Annotated in this window: 15 protein-coding genes, 1 tRNA gene and 2 pseudogenes; 11 read left to right on the top strand and 7 right to left on the bottom strand. The window is 73.0% G+C overall.

Going from position 1 to position 17,704, the window contains the following annotated elements; genetic code table 11:
* Window positions 1-213: 213 nt before the first annotated feature.
* A complete protein-coding gene (locus ACIOC1_RS20765) occupies window positions 214-939 on the top strand; it encodes an SLATT domain-containing protein (RefSeq protein ID WP_401855920.1) in 726 nt (241 codons plus the stop codon).
* 55 nt (window positions 940-994) lie between these two features.
* Here ACIOC1_RS20765 and ACIOC1_RS20760 read toward each other — a convergent pair whose 3' ends face one another.
* Window positions 995-2,821 (bottom strand): AMP-dependent synthetase/ligase, encoded by a 1,827-nt coding sequence (locus ACIOC1_RS20760; protein WP_401855918.1) that lies wholly within the window; start codon window positions 2,819-2,821, stop codon window positions 995-997.
* A 332-nt stretch (window positions 2,822-3,153) separates the two neighbouring features.
* Window positions 3,154-4,023, bottom strand: a complete 870-nt coding sequence (locus tag ACIOC1_RS20755) for a LysR substrate-binding domain-containing protein (protein WP_401855915.1) — start codon at window positions 4,021-4,023, stop codon at window positions 3,154-3,156.
* 238 nt (window positions 4,024-4,261) lie between these two features.
* Between ACIOC1_RS20755 and ACIOC1_RS20750 the strand changes: the two genes are divergently transcribed.
* Window positions 4,262-5,254 (top strand): bile acid:sodium symporter family protein, encoded by a 993-nt coding sequence (locus ACIOC1_RS20750; protein WP_401856105.1) that lies wholly within the window; start codon window positions 4,262-4,264, stop codon window positions 5,252-5,254.
* A gap of 9 nt (window positions 5,255-5,263) precedes the next feature.
* Window positions 5,264-5,797: a DUF664 domain-containing protein gene (locus ACIOC1_RS20745; protein ID WP_391051352.1), complete on the top strand. Its 534-nt coding sequence runs from the start codon at window positions 5,264-5,266 to the stop codon at window positions 5,795-5,797.
* Window positions 5,798-5,870: 73 nt separating this feature from the next.
* Here ACIOC1_RS20745 and fdhD read toward each other — a convergent pair whose 3' ends face one another.
* The gene (fdhD, locus tag ACIOC1_RS20740; RefSeq protein WP_391163725.1) at window positions 5,871-6,716 is read right to left on the bottom strand and encodes a formate dehydrogenase accessory sulfurtransferase FdhD; all 846 of its coding nucleotides are present in this window, start codon (window positions 6,714-6,716) and stop codon (window positions 5,871-5,873) included.
* A 77-nt stretch (window positions 6,717-6,793) separates the two neighbouring features.
* On the opposite strand from fdhD, the gene ACIOC1_RS20735 reads away from it, so the two are divergent.
* The 5 genes from ACIOC1_RS20735 (at window position 6,794) to ACIOC1_RS20715 (ending at window position 10,210) form a co-directional block, all read left to right on the top strand.
* On the top strand, window positions 6,794-7,147 hold the full coding sequence (locus tag ACIOC1_RS20735; RefSeq protein WP_391119403.1) for a chorismate mutase: 354 nt from the start codon (window positions 6,794-6,796) through the stop codon (window positions 7,145-7,147).
* A 122-nt stretch (window positions 7,148-7,269) separates the two neighbouring features.
* The gene (locus ACIOC1_RS20730; RefSeq protein ID WP_355339358.1) at window positions 7,270-7,935 is read left to right on the top strand and encodes an NAD(P)H-binding protein; all 666 of its coding nucleotides are present in this window, start codon (window positions 7,270-7,272) and stop codon (window positions 7,933-7,935) included.
* A 150-nt stretch (window positions 7,936-8,085) separates the two neighbouring features.
* Window positions 8,086-8,170 (top strand) — tRNA-Leu (locus tag ACIOC1_RS20725).
* A gap of 136 nt (window positions 8,171-8,306) precedes the next feature.
* Window positions 8,307-9,320 carry a DUF5954 family protein gene (locus ACIOC1_RS20720; protein ID WP_355339361.1) on the top strand — a complete coding sequence of 338 codons (1,014 nt, stop codon included), beginning with the start codon at window positions 8,307-8,309 and terminating at the stop codon, window positions 9,318-9,320.
* 212 nt (window positions 9,321-9,532) lie between these two features.
* Window positions 9,533-10,210, top strand: a complete 678-nt coding sequence (locus tag ACIOC1_RS20715; protein WP_401855911.1) for a DUF4232 domain-containing protein — start codon at window positions 9,533-9,535, stop codon at window positions 10,208-10,210.
* A gap of 18 nt (window positions 10,211-10,228) precedes the next feature.
* On the opposite strand, the gene ACIOC1_RS20710 is transcribed toward ACIOC1_RS20715, so the two are convergent.
* Window positions 10,229-10,807, bottom strand: coding sequence for a TetR family transcriptional regulator (locus ACIOC1_RS20710; RefSeq protein WP_391163728.1), 579 nt, complete (start codon window positions 10,805-10,807; stop codon window positions 10,229-10,231).
* Between the two features lie 86 nt (window positions 10,808-10,893).
* On the opposite strand from ACIOC1_RS20710, the gene ACIOC1_RS20705 reads away from it, so the two are divergent.
* On the top strand, window positions 10,894-11,775 hold the full coding sequence (locus ACIOC1_RS20705) for an NAD-dependent epimerase/dehydratase family protein (protein WP_391163729.1): 882 nt from the start codon (window positions 10,894-10,896) through the stop codon (window positions 11,773-11,775).
* Between the two features lie 301 nt (window positions 11,776-12,076).
* On the opposite strand, the pseudogene ACIOC1_RS20700 reads toward ACIOC1_RS20705, so the two are convergent.
* From ACIOC1_RS20700 to ACIOC1_RS20690, 3 genes and pseudogenes are all read right to left on the bottom strand, one after another.
* A pseudogene (locus tag ACIOC1_RS20700) lies at window positions 12,077-12,536 on the bottom strand (ATP-binding cassette domain-containing protein); the annotation flags it as partial.
* 405 nt (window positions 12,537-12,941) lie between these two features.
* Window positions 12,942-13,559, bottom strand: a pseudogene (locus ACIOC1_RS20695) (ATP-binding cassette domain-containing protein); the annotation flags it as partial.
* Window positions 13,560-13,993: 434 nt separating this feature from the next.
* Window positions 13,994-16,192 carry a DEAD/DEAH box helicase gene (locus ACIOC1_RS20690; protein ID WP_401855908.1) on the bottom strand — a complete coding sequence of 733 codons (2,199 nt, stop codon included), beginning with the start codon at window positions 16,190-16,192 and terminating at the stop codon, window positions 13,994-13,996.
* A 248-nt stretch (window positions 16,193-16,440) separates the two neighbouring features.
* On the opposite strand from ACIOC1_RS20690, the gene ACIOC1_RS20685 reads away from it, so the two are divergent.
* Window positions 16,441-16,851: a RidA family protein gene (locus tag ACIOC1_RS20685; protein WP_401855906.1), complete on the top strand. Its 411-nt coding sequence runs from the start codon at window positions 16,441-16,443 to the stop codon at window positions 16,849-16,851.
* Between the two features lie 43 nt (window positions 16,852-16,894).
* Complete coding sequence (locus tag ACIOC1_RS20680; RefSeq protein ID WP_401855904.1) at window positions 16,895-17,686, top strand: aminotransferase class IV; 792 nt, start codon at window positions 16,895-16,897, stop codon at window positions 17,684-17,686.
* Window positions 17,687-17,704: the final 18 nt, after the last annotated feature.

Raw genomic sequence — 17,704 nt, 5'->3', positions numbered from 1 at the left:
CGCGATGGCTCGCGCACGCCCTTCGGCCCCACGTCCCGTCAGCGCGCCGCACGTTTCCGTATACGCGTCACACGGCGCCCCTCGGGCTCGGTGGGGATCCTGCGGGGCTTGTGGGTGCGGAAATCCCACGGCTCGGCGGTGAACTCGCCCTGTGAAACGGCGCGTTACCGCGACCGGACGTGACGGCGGCGCGGCAGCCGGTAGCCTCGCCGGATGACTGAGGTGGACGGCGGCGGTACGCCGACGGGCGCGTCCGGGACCGGGCGGCGGCAACGGCAGGCCCGCGATCTGGGCGGCAGGCCCTTCCCCGACATCGCGGTCGAAGGACCGGACGGGCAGCGCGAGGCGCTGGCGCGGCTGCGCGCCTGGGCCGAGCAGGAGGCGCAGGACGCCATCGACTGGTACCAGCGCGACAAGCGGCGCAAGCGCACCGCCTCCCGCACGCTCCAGGCGCTGGCCATCGCCCTGGCGGTGGCCGGTACGGCCGTGCCGCTGGCCACCGCGGCGAGCGGCGGCTCCGGGCAGGGCTGGGGATACGTCCTGCTCGCCCTCGCCGCGGGCTGCAAGGGATTCGACCACTTCTTCGGGCTGTCCGCGGGCTGGATGCGGGACATCACCGTCGCCCACGCGCTGCGCGGCGAGCTGAACGCCGTACGCCTCGAATGGGCCGCCGACGTGCTGCGGGCCGGGCCGGGAGGAGCCGCCGCCCGTACCTCGGGACCGCTCGAACCGGCCGAGGTCGAGCGCCAGTTGGCCCTCGTCGCCCGGCTCGTCACGACGGTGCGCGGCCACGTCGAGTCGGAGACCGTCGACTGGCGTACGGACCTGAGCGCGCGCATCCGGCAGCTCAACGAGGCGGACGGCGGCCTGTCGGGCGCGGCGGTACCGGCCGCACCAGGCGGACCGGCCGCATCCGGCGACCGGCAGCCCCTGGCGTAGGGCCAGCCCCTGACGTGGGCTCCCTGACGCAGGCCCGGCGGGCCGGGCTCCCGCCTCAGCCCCGGTAGAGCGCCTCGATCTCCCGCGCGTACGCGTTCTCTATCGCCCGCCGCTTCAGCTTCAGCGACGGCGTCAAGGTGCCGCGCTCCTCCGAGAACGGCGCCGCCAGGATGCGGAAGGTGCGGATCGACTCGGACTGCGAGACAAGGGTGTTCGCGGCGACCACGGCCCGCCGGATCTCCGCCTCCAGGTCCGGGTCGTGCACCAGCTCGGTGGCGGGCAGATTCGGCTTGCCGCGCATCCGCAGCCAGTGCTCGACGGCCTCCCGGTCGTAGGTGATCAGCGCGGCGACGAAGGGCCGGTTGTTGCCCACGGCCACGCACTGCGCGACCAGCGGGTGCGCCCGCACCCGCTCCTCCAGCGCGACCGGCGACACGCTCTTGCCGCCGCTGGTCACCAGGATCTCCTTCTTGCGGCCGGTGATCGTCAGATAACCGTCCTCGTCGAGCGCGCCCAGGTCCCCGGTGGCGAGCCAGCCGTCCCGCAGCACTTCCTCGGTGGCCTTGGCGTTGTTGAGGTAGCCGTGGAAGACCTGGCCGCCGCTCAGCCAGATCTCGCCGTCGTCGGCGATGGCCACGGTGGTGCCGGGCACCGGCTGGCCGACGGTGCCGAAACGCGTCTGCTCCGGCGGGTTCGCGGTCGCGGCGGCCGTCGTCTCGGTCAGGCCGTAGCCCTCGTAGATCGTGACGCCCGCGCCGGAGAAGAACAGGCCGAGCCGCCGGTCCATCGCCGAGCCGCCCGAGATCCCGTGCCGCACCCGGCCGCCGAGCGCGTCGCGGACCTTGCTGTAGACCAGCTTCTCGTAGAGCTGGTGCTGCATCCGCAGGCCCGTGCTCGGACCTGGCCCGGTGCCGAAGGCCCGCGCCTCCACCGCCTCCGCGTACCGCACCGCGACGTCGACCGCCTTCTCGAACGGCCCGAGCCTGCCGCCCGCCTCCGCCTTGCGGCGCGCGCCCTGGTAGACCTTCTCGAAGACGTACGGCACGGCCAGGACGAACGTCGGCCGGAAGGCGGCGAGGCTCGGGATGAGTTCGGCGGCCGTCATGCTCGGCTGGTGGCCGAGGCGGATCCGGTGCCGTACCGCGGCGACCTCCACCATGCGGCCGAAGACGTGCGCCAGCGGCAGGAAGAGCAGTGTGGACGGCTCCTCGCCCGGCTTGCTCCGGAAGACCGGCTCCCAGCGGGCCACCACGTTCTCGGTCTCCGCCATGAAGTTGGCGTGCGTGAGGACACAGCCCTTGGGCCGCCCGGTGGTGCCCGAGGTGTAGATGACGGTGGCGACGGCGTCGGGTGTGACGGCGAGGCGGTGCCGCTCCACGACGTCGTCGCCGATCTGCCGCCCGGCCTCCGACAGTTCGCTCACGCAGTCGGAGTCGAGCTGCCACAGCCGGGTCAGCGCGGGCAGTTCGTCCACGGCCGCGCCGATCGTCATGGCGTGGTCCTCGTGCTCCACGACCGCCGCCACCGCGCCCGAGTCGTGCAGCATCCACCGCACCTGCTCGGAGGAGGAGGTCGGATAGACCGGTACGGACTGGGCGCCGATCGCCCACAGCGCGAAGTCGAACAGCGTCCACTCGTACCGGGTACGGGACATGATCGCGACCCGGTCGCCGAACCGTACGCCCTCGGCCAGCAGCCCCTTGGCCACCGCGAGCACCTGGTCGCGGAATTCGCTCGTCGTCACGTCCTGCCAGACGCCGTCCTCGTCCGCGCGGCCGAACACCACCTTGTCGGGGGCCTGTCGTGCGTTGCCGAACACGGCATCCGCCAAACCTCCGGCCTGTGGCGTCGTGGCCATGGGGGGGACGGTGAACTCGCGCAACGGGTGCTCTCCTCATACCGCACAGTGCGGGGCCCGTAAGCTATCCGATCCGCCGCACGGGCGGGAGGGCCGTGGCAGGGCCGTGTTATCGGACATCTGTGCTGGTGGCGGGCGTATGACCGCGTCTCACAAGGGAGTCGTGCCCACGCGGCCGTTTCCGATGCTTCCGCCGCCGTACTTTTATCTCCACCAAATCTGCGCCGACCGGTCACTGGCGCTCCACTGTCCCAGGGGCCACGTGCGCCCCGTGCCCGGCCCCGCCCGCGGCTCCGCGTCGTTCGGCCCCGCGCCCGGCCCCGCGTCATCCGCCCCGCGCCCGGCCCCGCGCCTGGTCAGGGCAGCGGCTTGTGCAGCCGGTCGCCGCCCGCGAGGATCGCCGAGGCCAGCGCGTCGGCCGCGTCCTGGGCGCGGGCCTGCCGCCGCCCGTGCAGCAGGACGAAGTCCACCGCGCCCAGTTCCGGCAGCCCGGACCGGGCGGGCAGCCGTACCAGCCCGGCGGGCACCAGGCCCTGCGCGTGCGCCATCACGCCGAGGCCCGCGCGGGCCGCCGCGACCAGACCGCTGAGCGAGGCGCTGGTGCACGCCACCCGCCAGGGCCGCCCGTCGCGCTCCAGCACCTCCAGCGCGCGGGCGCGGGTGATGCCGGGCGGAGGGAAGGCGATCAGCGGCACCGGACGGTCCGGGTCCAGGCGCAGCCGCTCGCCGCCGATCCACACCAGCTTGTCGCGCCACACGAGCCGTCCGGGGCCGTTCGGCCCCTGCCGCTTGGCCAGGCACAGGTCGAGCCGTCCCGCGTCGAGCCACTGGTGGAGGGTGCCGGACAGTTCGACGGTCAGCTCCAGGTCGACCTCGGGGTGCTCGCGCCTGAAGCCCTCCAGGATCTCCGGCAGCCGGGTCAGCACGAAGTCCTCCGAGACGCCGAAGCGCAGCCGTCCGCGCAGCCGGGTGCCGGTGAAGAAACCGGCCGCGCGCTCGTTCGCCTCCAGGATCGTCCGGGCGAAGCCGAGCATGGCCTCGCCGTCCTCGGTCAGCTCCACGCCGTGGGTGTCGCGGGCGAAGAGCCGGCAGCCCGCCGCCTCCTCCAGGCGCCGCACATGCTGGCTCACCGTGGACTGCCGCAGCCCCAGCCGCTGCGCGGCCTGCGTGAAGCTCAGCGTCTGTGCCACGGCGAGGAAGGTCCGCAGCTGCACGGGATCGAACATGCCCGCCAGTCTAGTCCGGCTATCGCGTTCCGTGATGACAGTGAGTACGGCAACCGGGCTTCCCGATCGCCGACGCCCCGACGATGCTGGAGCGGTGCCATCAGATACCGCGCCGCAGGACCCGCCAGACACCGCGCCGCAGGCCGCCGGGACGGACACCGCGCCGCAGGCCGTGACAGATACCGCGCCGCGGGCCGCCGCGACGGACTCCGCGCCGCGGGCCCCGAAGCGGTCGAGGCTGCTCAAGCGGCTGCCCGTCGACCCGTACATCGCGGCCCTGCTCGCCACCGTCGCCTTCGCCGCGCTGCTGCCCGCGACCGGGACCGCCGCGCACACCGCGAGCCGTGCCAGCAACGGCGCGGTCGCGCTGCTCTTCTTCCTCTACGGCGCCCGGCTGTCCACCGGCGAGGCGCTGACCGGGCTGCGCCACTGGCGGCTGCACCTCACCGTGCTCGCCGCCACCTTCGTCGCCTTCCCGCTGCTGGGCCTGGCCGCCCGCGGCCTGGTCCCGTACGTCCTGGCGCCGCAGCTCTACCCCGGCTTCCTCTTCCTGTGCCTGCTGCCGTCCACCATCCAGTCCTCGATCGCGTTCACCTCGATCGCCCGCGGCAACGTCGCCGCCGCCATCTGCGCCGGGTCCTTCTCCAGCCTCGCCGGGATCGTCCTCACCCCGCTGCTGGCCGCGGCCCTCATCGGCGGCGACTCCGGCGTCGACGCGCACGCGCTGCTCGACATCTCCCTCCAGCTGCTCGCGCCCTTCGTCGCCGGGCAGGTGCTGCGCCGCTGGATCAACGGGTTCCTCACCCGGCACCGCAAGGTGCTCGGCTACGTCGACCGCGGGTCGATCCTGCTGGTCGTCTACACCGCCTTCAGCGCGGGCATGGCCGAGGGCATCTGGCACAAGGTCGCGGTGCCGCGGCTGGCGGAACTGCTCGTCCTGGAGGCGGTGCTGCTCGCTCTGATGCTCGGCCTCACCTCCTTCGGCGCGCGCCGCCTCGGCTTCGACCGGGCCGACCGGATCACCATCGTCTTCGCCGGGTCCAAGAAGAGCCTGGCGTCCGGACTGCCCATGGCCACCGTGCTGTTCGGGTCCGGCGCCGGGCTCGCCGTACTGCCGCTGATGCTCTTCCACCAGATGCAGCTCATGGTCTGCGCGGTGATCGCGAAACGCTGGGCACGCCGGCCGGACCCGGAGGTAAACGCTGGGCACGCCGGCCGGACCCGGAGGTAGCGTGGCGCGATGACCAGGACGACGACGCCACGCGACCAGCCGGACCCGCCGCCGCTCCGCGGCGACCTGCGCCCGCCGGGGCTGAACGCGGATGAGCCGACGACGCTGCTGAGCTTCCTCGACTATCTGCGGGAGGCCGTCGTCGCCAAGGCGGAAGGCGTGCCGGACGAGGTCGCGAAGGCGCCGGGCGTCACCTCGGGCACCAGCCTCCTCGGCCTGGTCAAGCACCTCACGGCCGTCGAGTTCAACTGGTTCGTCTGGGCCTACGAGGGCGCCGACCTCCCGCTGCGGGACGACGAGATCCCGCCGTCCGACGACGAGAGCGGCGCCGACCTGATCGCCGCCTACCGCGCCGCCGCCCTGCGCAGCAACGAGACCGTCGCCGCCTGCGCCGACCTCGAACGCCCCGGCGCCCGCTCCCTGCGCGAGACCCCGGCGCCGTCCCTGCGCTGGGTGCTGGTCCACATGATCGAGGAGACGGCGCGGCACGCTGGCCACGCCGACATCATCCGCGAGCGGTACGACGGGGACGTCGGCCGCTGACGGCCCTGTTCAGCGGATCACCCGATGAGCCGGTGACCTGATGACCCGGTGACCCGGTGACCCGATGACCAGGTCACCCGGTGTGCTCCGCCGCGAGCACGATACGGGACTCGCCCGCGTACACGTTCATGGAGTTGCCGCGCAGGAAGCCGACGAGGGTGAGACCGGACTCCGCGGCCAGATCGACGGCGAGCGAGGAGGGGGCGGAGACGGCGGCCAGTACGGGGATGCCCGCCATCACGGCCTTCTGCGCCAGTTCGAACGAGGCGCGGCCCGAGACCATGAGGATGTGTCCCGCCAGCGGCAGCCGGCCCTCGCGCAGCGCCCGGCCGACCAGCTTGTCCACCGCATTGTGCCGCCCCACGTCCTCCCGCGCGTCCAGCAGCTCGCCGTGCTCGTCGAAGAGGGCGGCGGCGTGCAGCCCGCCGGTGCGGTCGAACACGGCCTGCGCGGCGCGCAGCCGGTCGGGCAGCGAGGACAGCAGCGCCGGGGTGAGCCTGGGGGAGTCCGGATCGGTGATCGGCAGCCGCGTCGCCGTACGCACCGCGTCCAGGCTGGCCTTGCCGCACAGCCCGCAGGACGACGTCGTATAAACGTTCCGCTCCAGCGAGATGTCCGGAAGCGGGACACCGGGCGCGAGCTGGACGTCCACGACGTTGTACGTGTTCACGCCGTCCGCGGTGGCGCCCGCGCAGTACACCACCGACCTGACGTCGTCGGCCGCGGCGAGCACGCCCTCGCTGACCAGGAAGCCGGTGGCCAGCGCGAAGTCGTCGCCGGGTGTGCGCATCGTGATGGCGAGCGGCTTGCCGTTCAGCCGGATCTCCAGCGGCTCCTCGGCCACCAGCGTGTCCGCGCGGTGCCCCGCCACGCCGTCCCTGATCCGCAGTACGCGGCGCCGCTCGGTGACCCGTCCCATGCCTCAAGAGTGACATAGGTAGGGTGATCGGGAACTCGCCGCCGAGCACCACGGACCGACCAGGATGGCAGACCGAGATGAGCGACCAGCCGACCGCCGAGCACTCACTGGTGAGCGACGAGGAGGCGTTGGAAAGACTCCGCGCCCTGCGCGGCAGCATCGACAACCTGGACGCGGCGCTGGTGCACCTGCTCGCCGAGCGCTTCAAGTGCACCCAGCAGGTCGGTGAGCTGAAGGCCGCCCACCACCTCCCGGCCGCCGACCCGGCCCGCGAGGCCGACCAGATCGCCCGGCTGCGCCGCCTCGCGGAGGACGCCAAGCTCGATCCGGCCTTCGCCGAGAAGTTCCTCAACTTCATCATCGACGAGGTCGTACGGCACCACCGTGCCATCGCCGCCCGTCCGAAGCAGGCCCCGAACAACGGTTCCTGACCGGCCCCGTGAACGGCCGCTCCTGACCGTGCGTCAAGTGCCCGGCGCCCGCACCCCGAAACCCGGTGGTGGGGCGCCGCGTTGAACCTGGCACAGCACACGCACACACAGGGAGCCACCACATGAAGCTCACGATCTTCGCGGCGACCGGGGGGATCGGCCGGCTCCTGGTCGATCAGGCGGTCGACGCGGGACACGACGTGACGGCCGTCGTCCGCAATCCGGCGCGACTCACCCGGGACGTCCACTCCGTCACCGCCGACCTCACCCACCCCGACGCCGACGCGCTGCGCGGCGCGGTCGAGGGCGCCGACGGCGTCCTGTCCGCGTTCGGTCCCAGCTCACGGGCCCAGACCGGCATCACCTCGGTCGGCACCCGCGCCATCGTCGAGGCCATGCAGGCCACCGGCGCCCGCCGGATCGTCGTCGTCAGCGCCGCGCCGGTCTCCACCACCCCGTCGCCCGGCCGTCCGAACCCGCCCAAGCACGACCCGGGCGAGGGCCCCCTCATGCGCTATGTCGGCGCCCCCATGGGCAAGCTCTTCCTGGGCAAGCACTTCGCCGACCTCGCCCTCATGGAGGACATCCTCCGCGACAGCGGCCTCGACTGGACCTCCGTCCGTCCGCCCCGTCTCACCGACAAGCCGCTCTCCACCACCTACCGCACCGCCGTCGACCAGAACCTCCGGGGCGGCGCCCTCGCCTCCCGTGCCGACGTCGCCCACTTCATGCTCCACGCCCTCTCCGACCCCGCCACCGTCAAGCAGGCCATCGGCATCGCCACCTGAGCCCCCACCCGCCCCCACCTGCTCCGCAGCGTCCGTCCGGGCCCCGCACCCGGCCGGACCGCCCGCCGCAATCCCAGGTGAGAAGCACTCCGAATCCTTGGTATCGTTGACCCCGTCACCACGACCCCGCGGGTCGCGGTTGCACACCCCGTCCGGGTGGCGGAATGGCAGACGCGCTAGCTTGAGGTGCTAGTGCCCTTTATCGGGCGTGGGGGTTCAAGTCCCCCCTCGGACACCCATGGTTTTCCTGACAAGGCCGCCTTCGGGCGGCCTTTTTCAGCCCTCTGCTGACAACGATGTCGCGTACGTGTGGTGTGCGGTATCAGGCAATTCGCTGACAGCCGCCGCTCGGGTGTGGGGACAATGGCTCCATGAGCGGGGACGAACCCACAGCGTCAGAGAACCTGATCATGAACGTCCAACTAGGCGGCCACCCCGTCGAATTGGCCGCCGAGGCAGACCGCAGAGACGCCGCGCAGCGGTACGGGCACTACATCGTCCGCGGCCCGCTCTTCGCCCTGGCGGCGTGCGCACCGGGCGACGTCGGATGGCGGTTGCTGACCCCCATGACGGACGGCTTCCCCCAGGCGTCGCGCGACGCCCTCAACTCCCGCCTCTGGTTCCGGGCCAAGGAGGACACCGACGACCCGGCGCTGCGCCGGGAACTGCTGTCGGCGGTCGACCGCCTGGAGTCGGAACCCCTCGACGAGCTGACCGTGGCCGGGACCCGCTACCGGGTCGTCCGCGGCGACGAGTTCTTCTACACCCACGACGGCAAGGTCGAGCCGCCGCGCCCCACCGACCCCGATCCCGCGGTCCTGGACTGGGACGACCGCGCCGCGGACCCCGAGCTGGACGGCGACGTCGTCATCGACCACGCCGCCGCGACCGGGGTGATGGCGAGCGCCGAACGCCTCGCGCTGCGCGACCTGCACTACCGCAGCCTCCGCTACCCCGCCGACGTACGGGCCGACTCACGGTCCGCGCTGCGGACGCATCCGGGAGTCGTCCTGCTCCCGGCGGCGTTCCGGGTGGTCGAGCGGACGGACGTCGGCTGGGAGCCGGCCATCAACATCCTGGCCACCCCGCACGCCGCCCGCCGGGCCCTGGCCGACGCGCTGACCACCATGTGGCCCCGGATGTACGAGCTGGACGCGGACGAGGAGGCCGACTACGCCCGCGCCGCCGAGGAGTTCCGCGCCGCCGGCCGGGCGAACGAACTCGAGGTCGGCGGCCGGCAGTTCTCTGTGGCCCGCGTCGCGCGGCTGATCCGGGTCGGCGCCGACGGCCCCGAGCCGCCCCGCCCCTCCGACGTCGACCCGTACGGCCCGTCGAAGATCCACCCCACGATGGACGAGCACGGGAACATCACCTACGACGAGTGACCACCGGCCCGGTGCGGCGACGTGCCCACCGGGCCGCCGGGGATTCGTGTGACGGATGCGACGACCGCATTCCGTCTGTCTTGATCATGCTTCTCGCGTGTCACGGGGGCGTCCCGGTGGGATTCCCCGCGCAACCGCCGCCCCTGCCGGGTGCCTCCATCAGCGCAGAAGGTCCGCGACGGGCGGGCCGGCACCCGACTTACGGAGTAGCAATGCGCAGCAGCAAGAGGCTCTCGGTTCTCGCCCTCGTCGTCGTGGCCGCCGGAATGTCGCTCACGGCCTGTGGCCCCGACGACTCCAGCGCCTCCGGTACGACGGCGTCGCCCAGTGCCGCGCCCGGCCAGGACAGCTCCTCCGGTGGTTCCGGTGACGGCTCCAGCAGCGGTTCCAGCGGCGGTTCCGGCGGTACGACCGGAGGCTCCGGGTCGTCGAACGGCGGCTCGTCGAACGGCGGCTCCTCGAACGCCGGGTCGGCGGCCGGCGCCATGTGCAAGACCTCGAACCTGGCCATCTCGGCCGAGCACGGCATCTCGGGCGAGGGCATGGAGCTGATCCACTTCAAGAACACCGGCTCCGGCTCCTGCACGATGCACGGCTTCGCGGGCATCGACCTGAAGAGCGGCACGGACACCGTGAACGTCGCCCGCCGCCCCGGCAGCGAGGTGCCTACCGTCACGCTGGCTCCCGGCGAGCGCACCGAAGCCGTCCTGTACTACCCGTTCAACAGCAGCGGCGGCAGCGGCTACACCTTCACCACGATGACCGTCACGCCGCCCAACGAGACCCACTCCACGAGCGTCGGCGCGACCATCAACATCCCGCTCGACAACCCCGACGAGAACGTCCAGACCGCTCAGATCCACATGAATGCGGTCGGCGCGGGCAAGTGACCGTATTCTGTCTCCGGTTCAGCCCAGCGACGCGCTCGCCGCGCGCAGCTCATCGAGGGCCGTGACGAGGTGCCCGCCCAGGTCGTCCCCGGCGTCGCGGTCGCCCTCGGACCAGACCGCGTAACCCCGCTTGAAGGCGAGGAGGCCGAGTTCGCCCGCGAGGGCGGCGGTCGGACCGGGAATCCCGCGCGCCGCCAGGGCGCTGGTCATCGCGTTGGCGAGGCTGACGCTCTTGAGCGCGTCACGTTCCTGGAGCTCGGCGCTGGCGGCGACGGCCGCCTTGAGGCGGGGGGCGAAGTCGCGGTTCATGGGGCCCATCGCGGTCGAGGCGCGCGCGAGACCGGCGGCGACCGCCTCCAGCGGGCTGGCGTCCGCGGGCGCCTCGGCGATTCCCTCGGCCAGCAGCCGGCTCAGCGTCTCCTGCCCCGCGACCAGCAGCTCGCGCTTGTCGGGGAAGTGCCGGAAGAAGGTGCTCTTGGTGACCCCGGCACGCTCGGCGATCTGCGTGACGGTCGTGGCGTCGTACCCCTGCTCGGTGAACAGGTCGACGGCGGCCACGACAAGGCGTTCGCGCGCCCCTGGTTCCCACCGACTCATGAGGTCATCCTATCTGACGGGACTCTTGTCCCATCAGTCTGTTACGGTGATGGGACAAGAGTCCCGTCACTTGTGGGAGTGTTTCCATGCGCGTCTTCGTCACCGGCGGCACCGGTCTGATCGGCTCCGCCGTCGTCGCCGAACTGCTCGGCAACGGCCACACCGTCCTCGCACTCACCCGTTCCGACGCGTCCGCGCGAGCCGCGGAGGCGGCCGGGGCCGAGGCGATCAGGGGAGACCTCGCCGACCTGGACGCCCTGCGTACCGGCGCCGGGCGCGCCGACGGGGTGGTCCACCTGGCGTTCGCCAACGACTTCAGCAGCGCCGAAGCGGTCGCGAACGCGGTCGCCGAGGAGACCGCCGCCCTCGCGGCCCTCGGCGAGGCGCTGGTCGGCAGCGACCGCCCCTTCGTCACCGCCTCCGGCACGCCCTACGTGCCGGGCCGCGCCTCCGTCGAGAGCGACCCGGTGCCGACCGAGGGACCCGTCGGCGGTCGCGGTCGGGCGGTCACGGCGGTCCTGGACCTGGCCTCGCGCGGGGTCAGGAGTTCGGCCGTGCGCCTGCCGCGTACGGTCCACAACGAGGGCGCGGGCGGCTTCGCCGGTCTGCTGACCCACATCGCGCGCCAGAGCGGCGTCTCCGGCTACCCGGGCGACGGCACCCAGCGCTGGCCCGCCGTGCACGCGCTCGACGCGGCGGTGCTCTTCCGGCTCGCGCTGGAAGGCGCGGAGGCCGGGACCGCCTGGCACGCCGTGGCCGACGAGGGCGATCAGGTCCGGGACATCGCCGCGGTCATCGGCCGCCGGCTGAACCTGCCGGTCGAGTCCGTGCCCGCCCAGACGTACGGCACTCTCGGCCCGATCTTCGCGGCCGACCAGCCCTCGTCCAGCGCCCACACCCGCAAGGTGCTCGGCTGGGAGCCGAAGCACCCCGGTCTCCTGGAGGACCTGGAGAACATCCAGCCCTGAGCGGGCGGCGACCCGGTCGGCTTCCCGGTCCGAGGTACGCCAAGGCACTCAGCGACCTCGGCAGCCTCAGGGTTTCCGGGCTCGGGGTTTGCGGGTCTCGTCCCGGTTGATGCCCGTCCCTACGCCTCGGCCGCTCCGAGCAGTCCCCGGACCTCCTCCGCGGTGGTCTCCTGGAGCTCGTCCGTGACGAGGAGCCAGCGCGTCACACCGATCGACTCCAGGAACGGCAGATCGTGGCTGGCGACGAGCAGGGCGCCCTCGAAGGAGTCCAGGGCGCCGGTGAGTTGACGCAGGCTGGCCAGGTCGAGGTTGTTGGTGGGCTCGTCCAGCATGAGGAGTTGGGGCGCGGGAGCGGCGAGCATCGTCGCGGCGAGCGCGGCGCGGAAGCGTTCGCCGCCGGAGAGGGTGCCCGCGCGCTGCTCGGCCCGCGCGCCCTTGAAGAGGAACCGCGCGAGCTGGGAACGGATGTGGTTGTCGGTGACGCCGGGCGCCCGCCGGGCCACATTCGCCGCGACGCTCAACTCCTCGTCCAGCACGTCGAGTCGCTGCGGCAGGAACCGCAGCGGTACGTGACCGACCGCCTCGCCGGACAGCGGCGCCAGCTCACCGGCGAGGGTGCGCAGCAGCGTGGTCTTCCCCGCCCCGTTGCGTCCGACCAGCGCGACGCGCTCGGGGCCGCGTAGCTCGAAGGTGCCGTCGAGCAGCCGGCCGTACCGGGGGCGCAGCGCGCGCAGGCTCAGGACCGTACGGCCGGCGGGCACGGCGGTGTGGGGGAGGTCGACCCGGATCTCGGCGTCGTCACGGACCGCGTCCGCGGCCTCCTCGCGCCGCTCGCGCGCCTCGTCGAGCCGGTCCTCGTGCACGCCGCGGAGCCTGCCCGCCGACTCCTGCGCCGACCGCTTCTTCTCGCCCGCGACGATCCGCGGCGCCCGCCGCTGGGCGTCCAGCTTCTTGTCCTGCTTCTGGCGCCTGGCCACCTTGATCTGCGCCTCCTCCAACTCCCGCTTCTGCCGCCGCACATCGGCCTCCGCGGCCCGCAACGTCCGTCCGGCCGCCTCCTGTTGCGCGGCCAGTGCCTCCTGGTACGCCGACCAGCCGCCGCCGTACCAGTTCACGGAACCCGTCCGCAGTTCGGCGATCCGGTCCACGCGCTCCAGCAGTTCACGGTCGTGGCTGACCACGACCAGCACGCCGGAGCGCCAGGAGTCGACGGCCTCGTAGAGCCGCCGCCTGGCCACCAGGTCCAGATTGTTGGTGGGCTCGTCGAGCAGCAGCACATCGGGGCGCTCCAGCAGGAGCGCGGCCAGCCGCAGCAGTACGGTCTCGCCGCCGGACATCTCGCCGACGGCCCGGTCGAGGCCGATGCCGCCGAGACCGAGCGTGCCGAGCGTCGCCAGCGCCCGCTCCTCGACGTCCCAGTCGTCGCCGACCGTCTCGAAGTGCTCCTCGTCCACGTCCCCGGCCTCGATCGCGCGCAGGGCGGCCCGCCGCTCCGCGATGCCGAGCGCCTGGTCGACGCGGAGGCCGGTGTCGAGTGTGATGTTCTGCGGCAGGCAGGCGAGGGTGCCGCCGACGCTCACCGAGCCCCGCGCGGGGCGCAGTTCGCCGGAGAGCAGCCGCAGCAGCGTGGACTTGCCGGTGCCGTTGGCGCCGACGAGCCCGGTCCGGCCGCGGCCGATGGTCAGGGACAGGCCGTCGAACACGGGCGTGCCGTCCGGCCACCGGAAGGACAGCCCCGAGCAGGTCAGGGACGCGCCGGGCGGGGTGGCGGTGGGATGGGCCATGGTGGGTCTCGCAGTCGAAAGCGCGGTGGATGGGGGGCTTCGTATGCGAGCACCACGCGGCGACCTGGCCGGACAGCGGGAGGGTGCGGGCCTCCGTGAGGTGACGGACGGCCCGGGGCACCGAGGTCGCATCTGCGCGGACGTCACGGCGCGGCGGGAACGCCGACTGCCACGTGACGCGTATACGGCGAAGCGAAGGCCGTACCGCGCGATGATCGCGGACCTCAGATGCGCAACGTCCACCTCTATCGGAGACAACAGGACCTGATCACGGTACCGCAGAGGTCCGGCACGACGAACGCGATTTACGGCCCCCGGCCCCCAGCCCCCCGCGTCTCCCGGCCCCCGGCGGGCTCGGCCTCCCGGCGACGCTCGCCCCCCTCGGCCCCCGGCTTCCTCGGGCGCCCTCTACGGCGCCTCGCCGCGCGCCCCCGTCACTTGGTGAGGGACAGCCTCATCTGCTCCTCCTCCACGATCCGCCGCGCGAGCGACTGCTCCGAGATGTCGACCGCGTCGGGAGTCGACTCCGCGAGGTCGCTGCGGCGCGCGTAGGCGTCGAAGAGCACCTGCTTGGTGCCGAGGATGTCGAGCATGCGCTGGTCGACGCTGTCGGCGATCAGCAGCCGGTGCACGCGCACGTGGCGGATCTGGCCCATGCGGTGGGCGCGCCCGATGGCCTGGGCCTCCAGGGTCGGCTTGACCTGCGGCTCGCAGAGGATCACCACCGAGGCGGCCTGCATGTTCAGCCCGGTGCCGCCCGCCTGGATCTGGCTGAGCAGCACCGCGTGGCCGGGCACCGCCGCGAAGGCGTCGACCATCTCCTGGCGCTCGGTGGCGGCGACCGCGCCGGTCAGCGGGCCGAAGGCGGCCGGGCCGAGCGCGTCGTGCACGGTGGTCAGCACATCGCGGAAAAAGGAGAAGACGACGACTTTCAGCTCGTTCTCCTCGGCCTCCTTCACCAGTTCGCGCAGCCGCTGGAGCTTCGCCGAACGATGGGGCGCCGCGTAGGCGGCGCGCCGCATCGCCATGAAGTTCCCCTCCGCGACCGCCGTCCGGTAGGCGGCCAGATCCGTACGGCTGAACTCCTCCCACTCGTCGGACTGCGCCAGCTCCGGCAGTTCGGTGAGCACGTCCTGCTGATTGCGGCGCAGATAGGCCGGGGCGACGGCCCTGCGGAACGCCTGCGAGCCCGCGACCGCGTCGCTGTGCCGGATGTGGGGGAGCAGATCGGGCTGGAGGTGGTGCACCAGACTGCGGAATTCCTCGACGCGGTTCTCCATCGGGGTGCCGGTCAGGAACAGCACGCGGTCGGTCCTGGCCGTCCACAGCGCGACGGTCCGCGACCTGCGGGTGTCCGGGTTCTTCACGTAGTGCGCCTCGTCCACGACGAGCATCCCCAGCGGCACCCCCTCGGGCACGTCCAGCGAACTCAGCGCGTCGTACGTGGTGACGGCCACGCCGCCGTCCCGCACCCAGTCCGCCAACGCCGCTTTCCGGTACGGGCCGTGCAGCCGGTACGCGTCCAGGGCGCTGCGCGACTCGATCTCCCGCGACCAGTTGACCAGCACGCTCGCCGGGCAGACGACGAGGAAGTGCGTACGGCCCTCCGCCCGCAGGTGGGCCAGGGCCGCGATGGCCTGGATGGTCTTGCCCAGGCCCATCTCGTCGCCGATGATCACCCGCCGCTGGGCCAGAGCGAAGCGCGCGCCGAACGCCTGGTAGCCGCGCAGCGACACCCGGCGGTGCGTGTCGTCAAGTCGCTGTCCGCGCACCCGCTCGGAGACCGACGACGGCAGGAAGCCTTCCGCCGCGTCGATGTCCGGGGCGAGTTCGGCGATCTCCGCGAGCAGGACGGTGTACTCCGACGGCCTGACCTCGAAGTCCAGCCACGCCTCGGCGGCGGGCGCCGCCGGGCGCAGCAGGTCGGTGCTCGCCTGGGTCAGCAGCAGCCCGGTGCCGTCGGCGGCGTGCTCCGCCAGCAGCTCCTCGATCCGCCGCACGGCGTCCTGCGCGCGCAGCCGCCCGAGCCTGCCCGCCAGCAGCATCCGCAGCCGGGCGCCCGCCGGGCGGGCGGCGGCCAGCAGCGGTGTCAGCTCGGCGTCCACGCGCGCGGCGGTCTCCACGGCCCGCGGAATCTCGGGACCCGCGTTGACCAGCCGGTTGAGCGCCATCACCAGGGCGGTGGTGTCCGGGTCGTCCCGGTCGGCCGGATCGATACGGACGGCCACGTGCTCCTCGGCCGCCGACGCGATCTGGCGCGCCGCCGCTATGGCCTGGTCCGCGCTCTGCGCGCCCACGCCGGGGACCTGCCGCAGCTCGTACGACCGGGCGCCGTAGACCTTGCCGACCGTGTCGTACCCGGCCTGTTCCATGGCGCCGAGGCGCAGCCTGCCCTCGGTGACGTCCTTGAGCCGGGCGACCGGGATGCCGTCCAGCTCGCGGCGGACCCGTACCTCCCGCAGCGGGACCAGCGCGGCCCGCACGTCCGCGCGCACCCGTGTGTGGTCCGCGGTGACCGTACGAGCCGAGGCGACGAGCTTCGCGGCCTGGCCGGACACCTTCCGCGCCTGCTTGCCGACCGGCGCCTGCCGCGCACCCGCCTCTTCCTGTCCGACACCCCCGTCCGCGTCCATGGCTCCCCGTCTCCCGCCGATTCCGATTCCGATGCCGGTCCCGATGCGGCCGATGCGCGTGTCACCACGGATGCCGGGCCCGTCCGCTGCGGCACATGATTCCACCCCCCACCGACACCGCGACGGCCCCCGGCCAAATCTCCGGTGGCCGGGCTGCCCGGACTCCCGGACCGCCCGAGCCGCCCGCGCGGTCCGGGAGCCGAAAACGAGTGGGCCCAGGCCCCCGCGCCCCGGCAGACTCACCACCCATGAGCGCCCACATCACCCGCGTCAATCCTCCCGCCCTCCACCAGACCCCCGGCTACCACCACATCACCGTCGTCGCGGCCGGGCGGACCGCCTACCTCGCCGGTCAGTGCCCGCTCGACGCCGAGGGCCGGATCGTCGGCCGCGGCGACTACGCCGCCCAGGCCCGCCAGGTGGCCGCCAACGCCCTGACGGCGCTCGAAGCCGTCGGCGCCGGGCCGGGCGACGTCGTGCGCTCGGTCATCTACGTGGTGAGCGACGACCGCGAGACGCTGTCCACGGTGTGGGACGCGCTGAACGCCTCGCCGCTGGGCGGCGCCTTCGACACCGCGAGCACCCTGCTCGGGGTGGCACAGCTCGGCTTCACCGCGCAGTTGGTCGAGCTGGACCTGACGGCCGCGCTGGCCGGCTGACGGGCCTGTGTGCCGGAAGGGCGGGCGTGCCTAGGGTGAGGTCATGACGCAATCACCGTTCATCGAGATCGACGGCCGGGCCGCGACGGTGGAGGCCATCGCGCCCGCGCTCGGCGGCTACGGCCACTTCACGGCGATGCAGGTACGCGGCGGAAAGGTGCGCGGCCTGGCGTTCCACGTCGAACGCCTCGACGCCGCAACGCGGGAGCTGTTCGGCGCGGGCCTGGACGGCGAGCGCGTACGGGCGCACGTGCGGCACGCGCTGGCCGGGTCGGGGCGCGCGGACGCCTCCGTGCGGGTCAACGTCTTCCAGCCGGTGGAGGGCCCCGACGAGCCGGTCGCCGTCATGGTCGCCGTCCGGCCGCCCGCCGGTGTCGAACCCGGCCTCAAGCGCCTCAAGTCGGTGCCCTACCAGCGCCCGGCCGCCCACCTCAAGCACGTCGGCGGCTTCGGGCAGGCGTACTTCGGCCGCCAGGTGGCCGCCGGGGGGTACGACGAGGCGCTGTTGGCCGGTCCCGGCGGCGAGATCGCCGAGGGCGCCATCACCAACGTCGGCTTCATCGACGGCGACACCGTCGTCTGGCCGGACGCCGCCCCGCATCTGCGCGGCATCACCCTCCAGATCCTGGAGCGTGAACTCGTACGGGCCGGTGTCCCGCAGGACCGCCGCCCGCTGCGGCTCACCGACGTGGGGTCGTACGACGGCGCCTTCCTGGCCAACTCGCGCGGCACGGCGGTCATTTCGGAGATCGACGGCGTGCCGCTGCCCACGCGGTCCGAACTCCTGGCGCGGGTGGGGGAGTTGTACGAATCCGCGCCGTGGGACGCCATCTGACGGCGCCGGTCGGGCGGT

Origin of the sequence: Streptomyces sp. NPDC088197, assembly GCF_044741185.1 — a bacterium.
GTDB lineage: Bacteria > Actinomycetota > Actinomycetes > Streptomycetales > Streptomycetaceae > Actinacidiphila.
This window is presented reverse-complemented; position numbering and strand designations above follow the sequence as displayed.

What these genes read in the sequence shown, in the direction of transcription:
- ACIOC1_RS20765 (WP_401855920.1), top strand. Translation starts at nt 214, where the DNA reads ATGACTGAGGTGGACGGCGGCGGTACGCCGACGGGCGCGTCCGGGACC.
- ACIOC1_RS20755 (WP_401855915.1), bottom strand. Translation starts at nt 4,023, where the DNA reads ATGTTCGATCCCGTGCAGCTGCGGACCTTCCTCGCCGTGGCACAGACG.
- ACIOC1_RS20745 (WP_391051352.1), top strand. Translation starts at nt 5,264, where the DNA reads ATGACCAGGACGACGACGCCACGCGACCAGCCGGACCCGCCGCCGCTC.
- fdhD (WP_391163725.1), bottom strand. Translation starts at nt 6,716, where the DNA reads ATGGGACGGGTCACCGAGCGGCGCCGCGTACTGCGGATCAGGGACGGC.
- ACIOC1_RS20735 (WP_391119403.1), top strand. Translation starts at nt 6,794, where the DNA reads ATGAGCGACCAGCCGACCGCCGAGCACTCACTGGTGAGCGACGAGGAG.
- ACIOC1_RS20730 (WP_355339358.1), top strand. Translation starts at nt 7,270, where the DNA reads ATGAAGCTCACGATCTTCGCGGCGACCGGGGGGATCGGCCGGCTCCTG.
- ACIOC1_RS20720 (WP_355339361.1), top strand. Translation starts at nt 8,307, where the DNA reads ATGAGCGGGGACGAACCCACAGCGTCAGAGAACCTGATCATGAACGTC.
- ACIOC1_RS20715 (WP_401855911.1), top strand. Translation starts at nt 9,533, where the DNA reads ATGCGCAGCAGCAAGAGGCTCTCGGTTCTCGCCCTCGTCGTCGTGGCC.
- ACIOC1_RS20710 (WP_391163728.1), bottom strand. Translation starts at nt 10,807, where the DNA reads ATGAGTCGGTGGGAACCAGGGGCGCGCGAACGCCTTGTCGTGGCCGCC.
- ACIOC1_RS20705 (WP_391163729.1), top strand. Translation starts at nt 10,894, where the DNA reads ATGCGCGTCTTCGTCACCGGCGGCACCGGTCTGATCGGCTCCGCCGTC.
- ACIOC1_RS20690 (WP_401855908.1), bottom strand. Translation starts at nt 16,192, where the DNA reads ATGGACGCGGACGGGGGTGTCGGACAGGAAGAGGCGGGTGCGCGGCAG.
- ACIOC1_RS20685 (WP_401855906.1), top strand. Translation starts at nt 16,441, where the DNA reads ATGAGCGCCCACATCACCCGCGTCAATCCTCCCGCCCTCCACCAGACC.
- ACIOC1_RS20680 (WP_401855904.1), top strand. Translation starts at nt 16,895, where the DNA reads ATGACGCAATCACCGTTCATCGAGATCGACGGCCGGGCCGCGACGGTG.